Here is a 1,489-nt window from a genome sequence, read left to right on the forward strand (position 1 = left end):
GCCGCAACGCCGCCGCGAAGGCCCGTACGGCCGCGCAGGCGGCCCAGCAGGCGGCCGTCGCCTCGCAGCAGGCGTCCGCCGCCGGTTCCGCGGCGGCCTCCGCGGCCGGGAACGCCGCCGCCGCGGCCAACGCCTCCGCAGCCGCGGCCAACGCCGCCGGTGCCGCCACCGAGCAGGCCCGGATCGCCCGCGAGGCCGCCGCCGAGGCCAGCACCCAGGCGGCCCGCGCCACCAGCGCCGCGAATCTGTCCCGGAACCTGGCCAACCAGGCCGCCGCCGCCGCGAATGCCGCGCACGCTGCGGCCAACTCCGCGGCCACGCACGCCGAGAACGCCGCCGACGCCGCCGACGAGGCGGCCGACCACGCCGGTGAGGCGATCGAGCACGCCACTCGATCCACCGCCTACGCCAACGCCGCCGTCGACGCGGCCAACACCGCGGCCGACGCGGTCAAGGAGGCACAGGACGTCGAGGCGGCGGCCCGCGAGGCGGAGACCGAACGGATCGCGCAGGACACCGAGGTCGGCATCGAGGCGGCCCGGCTCAAGGCCGCACAGGAAGTGGAGGCGCTGGAGCGCATCGCCACCCAGCGCACCCTGGACGACCGGACCTCCCAGGAACTTCGGAACCTCATCGCCCAGGCCGAGAGCGCGTTCGCCGCGGGCGACCAGGCCCAGGCCGTGACACTCGGCCGACGGGCGGCGATCGGACTGCTCGACAGCCACGGCACCTGGACGCGTCAGGCGGCCGAGTTCGCGCTCGCCGCAGGGGACCACGACCTGCTCAACTGGATCGACGTCGACCGGCCGGCCGCGCAGCGGCAGGACGACCGCGAGGCGGTGCTCGCCCTGGCCGAGGTCGCCGTGCCGGACATCGCGGCGGCGGCGCGAACGGCGCTGGACAGCCTGGCCGCCGACGCGGCCGAGCAGTTCCTGGAGCAGGGCGTGACCGCGGCGGCGGCGACCGAGAGCCAGGTGAGGATCTTCACCATTCTGGGCCAGAACCCCGGCCCCGCGGTCAGGGCCAAGGCGGAGGCCGCCCTCGCCGACGGCAGCGCCGAGGCGCTGTTCGGGTTCCTCTCCACCGGGTACGCCGAGGCGATCAAGGAGGACGACCACGTCGAGGTCTTCCGACTCCTTGAGGAAGGCGGCCCCTATCTCCAGTCCGCGGCGAAGGTCGTACTGGAGGGGTCCGCCTTCATGCGGCGCTCGTTCATCGAGTACGACCAGTACAACGTCGCCCGGCTCGACCACGATTCCGCCTCCCACGTCGCGGCGATCCGGGCGGCCATCGCCCACGCGGCCCATGTCGCGCACAAGGCCCTGGAGGACGCCGCACGCGCCTCCGAGGCCGCGGCGAGGGCCCGGCAGGCGGCGTCGGAGGCGGCCGACTGGGCGGACAAGGCCCAGGGGTACGCCACCGACGCGGCGGACGCGGCGGCCGAGGCACGGGACAACGCCGAAGCCCCCGACGCGGCGGCGGCCCACGG

The 1,489-nt window shown here is 76.0% G+C and carries 1 protein-coding gene; it reads left to right on the forward strand.

Features of this window, described 5'->3' with window-relative positions; translation table 11 throughout:
• The coding region (locus ACFXAZ_RS39505; RefSeq protein ID WP_384601913.1) for an ALF repeat-containing protein at positions 1 to 1,489 on the forward strand (1,489 nt) is incomplete at both ends.

Origin of the sequence: Streptomyces sp. NPDC059477 (assembly GCF_042749375.1) — a bacterium.
In the GTDB taxonomy this organism is placed as follows: Bacteria; Actinomycetota; Actinomycetes; order Streptomycetales; family Streptomycetaceae; genus Streptomyces.